This window comes from Burkholderia sp. FL-7-2-10-S1-D7 (genome assembly GCF_001524185.1).
GTDB lineage: Bacteria > Pseudomonadota > Gammaproteobacteria > Burkholderiales > Burkholderiaceae > Burkholderia > Burkholderia diffusa.
The window spans coordinates 21,811-27,958 of the sequence record NZ_LOWY01000048.1 but is presented as its reverse complement, the minus strand read 5'-3'; the positions used below and the strand labels follow the sequence as shown (position 1 = coordinate 27,958).

Annotated in this window: 8 protein-coding genes; all 8 read left to right on the top strand. The window is 51.9% G+C overall.

Translation table 11 applies throughout. The features are described 5' to 3' along the window. The coding region (locus WS75_RS34950) for an RHS repeat-associated core domain-containing protein (RefSeq protein WP_179948927.1) at positions 1-897 on the top strand (897 nt) is incomplete at its 5' end. A 71-nt stretch (positions 898-968) separates the two neighbouring features. After that, complete coding sequence (locus WS75_RS35100) at positions 969-1,364, top strand: pentapeptide repeat-containing protein (protein ID WP_082729643.1); 396 nt, start codon at positions 969-971, stop codon at positions 1,362-1,364. A gap of 544 nt (positions 1,365-1,908) precedes the next feature. Next, positions 1,909-2,064 (top strand): polymorphic toxin type 37 domain-containing protein, encoded by a 156-nt coding sequence (locus WS75_RS35095; protein WP_218919273.1) that lies wholly within the window; start codon positions 1,909-1,911, stop codon positions 2,062-2,064. A gap of 465 nt (positions 2,065-2,529) precedes the next feature. Further along, positions 2,530-3,045 carry a hypothetical protein gene (locus WS75_RS33645; protein WP_156429816.1) on the top strand — a complete coding sequence of 172 codons (516 nt, stop codon included), beginning with the start codon at positions 2,530-2,532 and terminating at the stop codon, positions 3,043-3,045. Positions 3,046-3,103: 58 nt separating this feature from the next. Next, a complete protein-coding gene (locus WS75_RS35200; protein ID WP_441294152.1) occupies positions 3,104-3,664 on the top strand; it encodes a hypothetical protein in 561 nt (186 codons plus the stop codon). After that, a complete protein-coding gene (locus WS75_RS16945; protein WP_082729642.1) occupies positions 3,609-3,998 on the top strand; it encodes an Imm58 family immunity protein in 390 nt (129 codons plus the stop codon). Before WS75_RS35200 ends, WS75_RS16945 begins: the two co-directional genes overlap by 56 nt. 27 nt (positions 3,999-4,025) lie before the next feature. Beyond that, on the top strand, positions 4,026-4,892 hold the full coding sequence (locus WS75_RS16940; protein ID WP_059681528.1) for an RHS domain-containing protein: 867 nt from the start codon (positions 4,026-4,028) through the stop codon (positions 4,890-4,892). 956 nt (positions 4,893-5,848) lie between these two features. Then, positions 5,849-6,118 carry a MoaD/ThiS family protein gene (locus tag WS75_RS16935; RefSeq protein ID WP_006749905.1) on the top strand — a complete coding sequence of 90 codons (270 nt, stop codon included), beginning with the start codon at positions 5,849-5,851 and terminating at the stop codon, positions 6,116-6,118. Positions 6,119-6,148 lie beyond the last annotated feature (30 nt).

Sequence of the window (6,148 nt, the reverse complement as noted above, 5' to 3'; positions counted from 1 at the left end):
ACCACCCACTACGTGTACGAGCCGGGCAGCTTCGTACCGGTAGCGCAGGCGGTGCGCGACGACGCCATCGAATTGCTCGACCAGCCCGAGTACGGCGATTACTACCGGCAGGATGAAGACCCGCTATGGTTGCCACCGCCGCCCGCACCAGCCATCGACAGCCTGGCGTGGTACCAGTGCGACCACCTCGGTACGCCGCAGGAGCTGACCGACGAGCACAGCGAGATTGCGTGGAGCGCGGAGTACCGCGCGTGGGGTGTTGCGCAGGAGGCAATCAGAAAGACCTCGGGGAAGGCACCGATCGCAAATCCCATCCGGTTCCAGGGGCAGTACCATGACCATGAGTCGGGGCTGCATTACAACCGGTATCGGTACTATGATCCGGAGGTGGGGCGGTACATCAGTAAGGATCCCATTGGGCTAGCTGGAGGCACCAATGCCTATGACTATGTGAATGGCAATCCGATGATGTATACCGACCCGACTGGTCTAGTTCGCCAGCTTGACCCCAATGGTGCAGAATGTCAGCAACTGAAGAGAAAAATTCAGAACAAGAAGGCGGACATTAATAAACGGATATGTGAAGTAAAGGCCAATCCCGGCAATCTCCCATATTACCCACCACATCCTGGTGCGCGTCCGAGATTGAGCGTGCAAGGGCATGAGGACATCATTCAAGAGTTGAAGGATAGTCTTGCCGATGACGAGGCGTTATATGCTGCAAAATGTGGCGGAGATGGAGGTGGCACGGCGACAGCGCCGGTAACATCCGCCACCTCGGATAACACCGCAGCAAAAGTAGCCGGTGCGGCGACGGGAGTTGGGATCGCATATTGGATAATAAGTGAAAGCCTACGAGTTCTGTTCCCGCCACGCAACTTGATTCCGGTGCCGTAATTTCTCGACGGACTCACTAGGAGCTAGCGCCCGTTCCGCTCGCTCCTGACCTTAAATAAATTGAGGTTGACATGCTAATCGAATATGTAGAGTTCAGCGACGAATCGTCGCTATCGAAGATGCTGGAAGGATCGGTTCTCAGATATTGCACACTCAAAAATTTTTCGCTTGACGGAAAAAATGTTGATTCGGTTTTTTTGTCGTGCTCCTTGGAGGATTTGAATTGGTACTGGGGGCTATTCAATTGCTGCCTTTTTGTCGACACCAAATTCATTGACTGTGTATTCCGTGGATCTAACTTCGCTGATTGCCGCTTCCTGAATTGTGAATTTTCAGACTGTCGATTTGAGGAGGACAATTTTCATTCGCCATGTAGCTTTGATGGCACCCAATGGTTTGGCGGCAAGGCAGCTAGGTGCAAGGGATTGCCGGAATACGCGTTCCCAGCCCCGTCCCCGAGCCGCTGAGCACATCGCCCCTCAACGCTCGACCTCTAGTCATGGCTAGAGTTTCACAAAAATACAGCCGAGCTGATAAAACTTCTGGGTACATTCGACCTGGAGATTTCTCTCTTGGCTAGTTATCCCCCCAGGCTGTTATCTCTTAAGGAATCCTGAGTTGTCATGTCGTAACCAGTACTCTCAAGCTTTGACTGACGGTATATCTGCTGCCGCTTTAGCTTAGAAGGTAAAGGATGGTTTGATAGGGACCAACGATATTATAGATTACATACCGACCATCAAAAGATGCGCGAGCAGCAGCACTACACTCGCTTGAGCCAGCCGCTCGTGGGCGTGCTCCAGCACGAGTACGACACGCTCAACCAGCGCATCGCCACCGTGCGCCCGGACCGACACCGCGTCAGCTGGCTCGCCTATTATCGAGTTTCTCGACCAGCCCGAGTGCGACGACTCCTACCGGCAGAACGAAGTAACGCTTACGATCCAGACGGGCCGAAAGCTCCGGGCAAGCTAGGAAAGGCCGAAGGCTTTTGTTCACCCAAAGGCGGCGATGACTGGGTTAAATCGCCCAAGGGGGGGGCGCGACAAGAAAGGCGGCGTTTGGGTTCCTACAGGGCCTGGTGGCGATGCTCATGGAGGACCGCACTGGGATGTTCAATATCCAGAGCGTTATGACAATATCTATCCCGGCGGTCACAGGCGGTGAATTTATTGAGGCTTTAATATGCTGGTCAGAATTAGATTGGGTTCATTTTATTCAAAATTCGACGAAAGCAGGTTGTTCGATGGATTTAATGGAATTTCCGCCATCCGCAGTATCAAGGGGGATGGAAGGGATTTATTATTGGATATCTCGATTAGGGATTTAAGTAGCGATTCAATGCGTGAACTGATTGTGCTTTTGTGGCGCTATAGGATACCCCTTTCGCCCTTTCGTCCGCTCGCGAGGAATAAGAGATTTGACTGGCTGAACAATCCCAAAGGGGTTTGGTACAAGAGTATGTTTGCCGGGAAGGAGCAGACAGAAACCCAGACTGGCAAGTGAAGCGATGAGCGAATGGCCGCAAAATCTTGCGGTGCTTCGAGTTCGTAGCGCTATTCGTGAGCTGCGGCGATTGGCATCCTTGGTGCCACCTCTATGGTGGACTCTCCCTGCTAACGTGGCTGTACCATGACGACTACTGTTAACGACCTCCGACTTCGGATACGCGCTTTACCGGCTAACCCCAGACGAAAAGAGGTAGCCGAGATTGCGTTTGAGTTAGAGTACCTTTCGTTATTAGTTTCACCACTTCCCAAGGACATATTCTCACTGTATCTAGTGGTGCTATCAGACCCTCTAGTTTTTTCCAAGAATGGCATAGATTACTTCATTTCTGCAATTTATAACGAATTCGAGAAGCTCACCTCCGACCAAGAAAGCACCCTATTAGAATCCATAGTCAATAACTCAAAAGAATATAATAATGAGAAATTGCGATTCTCTGTTGGGGATATGATCGCAAGAAAGTACCCTGTCCAAGTTGCACTGGATGTTTTCCGCCGAATGTGGTTCTCCGGCGAAAAACATTCCCAGACCATTGCTCAATTTGGTGTGGACGTCTTGTCTTTAGTGCTACCCAAAGAAGGACCGGAGCGCAACAAGCTTCGCAAATTCAGTTTGGAAATGGTGCAAAAAGAGAAATAATCATCGCTTAACGAACTATCGCCGCAATAGTCAACCCTATCTTCCAAGATACACCGCCATGATCTGCGCTCGCTCATGCCCCAACTCGCGGCTAGTAGCCAGCCAAGCCTGCGCATCCAGCGCGGTTGAGCCGGGGTCAGCGTGCGCGCCGCAGCCCCGCCGGCAGCCGGAGCCTGATTATCCAATCGAGTATGCGAATGGGAAAACAAGTACTTGGCTTGGCGGACATGCCGGCATTTTGCTATACAGCACTACCGGAGTCACGCAATACCATGAGTACGGTCGATACAATCCAAATAACCCAGGCATCATCAGGGCCAAACTTCCAGCGAATTCCGGCAACGTACGACGGGTAAGCGTCCCCAATCTGTCTCTCGGCGCGGACGGTCAACCCACTCAAAAGTCACTTGATGTGCCAAATGAAGCCTTATCAAGGAAGGCAGGAAAAGGCACTAAAACCGAACTCAAATGCGATGTTACGGTGGATGAGAAAAAAGCTGCCGAATACGCTATATACATTGCCAATAAAGTAGATCTAAAATCATATAGCCGGACACCATGGAATGCAAATCACTGCAGAACCTTCTCAAGGGATGTATTCAATGCAGGAAGGAATTAGGCGAACTATGAAATCAATCATTTATCATTCTATAGTATTCACATTGTCGACATTATGCGCAATATTCGCATACCTGTGGGTAGATCGTTCCATCAGTCTAAGCTACGCCAACCAAAGCCTCAGCGCGAGCAATGCCGCGTTAAACAGCATAGAGAATCTTCTTGGAGATGCCTGGAAGGGAATGGAGAGAGACACCCTTGTTAAGCGCTTGCAGGCAGAGGCGGCGGCTCGACCAGCCGATTCCATCCTTGTTAAAGAGGAGAAGAATGTCATCTGGTTTGGCGACGTCCGCTTTAATATTGAGAATGGGTTTTTGAAAAATATTGGAAATTGACGCATCAGGCCCAAACTGACCGTAAGCTTGCCTCTCCCCTTCCTCGCGGCTCTAGGAAAAGTCAGAGATCTGTTCGACCGCCTCACCCACTACGAAGATGATCGCCTGAAGGTCAACTATACCTACGACGCGCTCGGCCGGCGCCTATACAAGCACAGCCAGGCGCACTACGAGGAAAGAAGGGAAGCGGGGCCACACTGGAACCGCGCCGAGCGCGTGAAGCACAACCGCGAGTTGCAATGCGGTTTCACGTTGTATGGCTGGGATGGCGATACGCTGGCGTGGGAGAGCAAGATCGCCGACGAAGACGGCTTTGGTGCGCGCACCCCCCACTACGTCTACGAGCCCAGCAGCTTTGTGCCGGTAGCGCAGGCGGTGCGCGAGGAAGCCGTCGAATTGCTCGACCAGCCCGAGTACGGCGATTACTACCGGCAGGACGAAGACCCGCTATGGCTGCCGCCGCCGCCCGCACCAGCCATCAACTGCCTGGCGTGGTACCAGTGCGATCACCTCGGCACACCGCAGGAGCTGGCCGACGAGCATAGCGAGATCGTGTGGAGCGCGGAGTACCGCGCATGGGGCGTCGCGCAGGAGGCGATCAAACTCAAAGCATCGTTCCAGAAGGTTGGTCTGATCGTCGTAAATTTACTTGCACGGAGTGGGTTCCGTATGACTCGGCTATTTAAGGATCCTGTATTTTTGATGGTTGCATCCATCGTCATCTTTTGTTTTATTGCAACTTTAGGGACAACTTCGAATCAGGAAACATACAATGAAAAACTGAGACGGTGTGCCGGCATGTGCAAGGAATCAAATCGCTTTGGTCGACTGGTTGAGCCTAAGCCGGCTTCTCCGAAATATACGATAGTAGACTACAACTGTGAGTGCTATTAATTAATGATCAAGGGCCGCAGTTGCGCCCCCTTGTAGTTATCGCGGTCGACTGGAATCGGGAGTGATGGCGATCTGCTCCGCCTGCATCACTGCTGGCGCGATCTGCACGGCCGTGATGGTGAGTTTCCCGGGTTCGATGTGAACGTGGAACGGTGACGATCCTCTTTCTGATCTTAGGTTAACGGGTGATTCCGGGTTCACTTGCAACGCATGCTCCAAACATTACGATCAATCACATTCTTTTTTGGAGATGATTCGCGCAAACCTACGTTCACAGCGCCGAATGGATTGTGATGATGCGCATTTCAAGGACAATTTTTATAAATTTTTCTACGGCACTTTCTTTAATATTTTTTATTTCAATGTGCGGACGACCAACTCACCAGGAAAGATGGAATCAACGCATGAGAATCTTAAAAAAGAGAGCGATGCCAGGGAAATTTTAGAAACTTTGCCATCAATATGGGCGAAATATTTCAAATAGCTACGAATGTCGCCGCTACAAACTCCCCGTCGGATCAAGAAGATGCCTCTTCAACCGCGATCGCCATTATGCCCGCAAAGCGCGCCGACTCATATATAAAAATCCGATCGGATTGAGTGGCAGAATCAATTCCCTTGCTTACTTCAGAAAAATCCATTGCCCGATTAGATACACTCAGATTTCATAAAATATTGACAGCGGAATTTTTAAAAATTAATCTGAAGTATCGTGAATCGAATTTTCAGGCTCCTGACGATTTTTCTGATCTTAGGAGCGTTCAGTAGCGCTAGGTGGGTTGAGCGAACCCTGTCACATCAGTGGCTTGAAAAATATGGTCCGATGAGCGCTCCTATTGTTCATCGAGATCCGACACGCCGGCGCACCACGACTACGCGACGTCACCGTTCCGCCGCTGGCGAATCGCCTAAACTACAGACCGTCCCCCTCCGCGCGGCTCCTGTCAGCCACTGCCATGGCCCACCTCTTCTTCGCGGCGTCGATCCAGCGCCATATCGACACGCCCGAGCGCGACATCGACGCACGGACGCTCGGCGAAGCGCTTGAAACCGTCTTCGGCGAGCAGCCCCGGCTGCGCGGCTATATCGTCGACGACCAAGGGGCGCTGCGAAAGCACTTGTCGGTGTTCATCGACGGCCAGCCGGTACGCGACCGGCAACACTTGTCCGATGCGCTCGGCGATGCCAGCCGCGTCTATGTCGTGCAGGCGCTGTCCGGCGGATAAAGGGACGCATCTCCATCGAAAGAAGCGCCC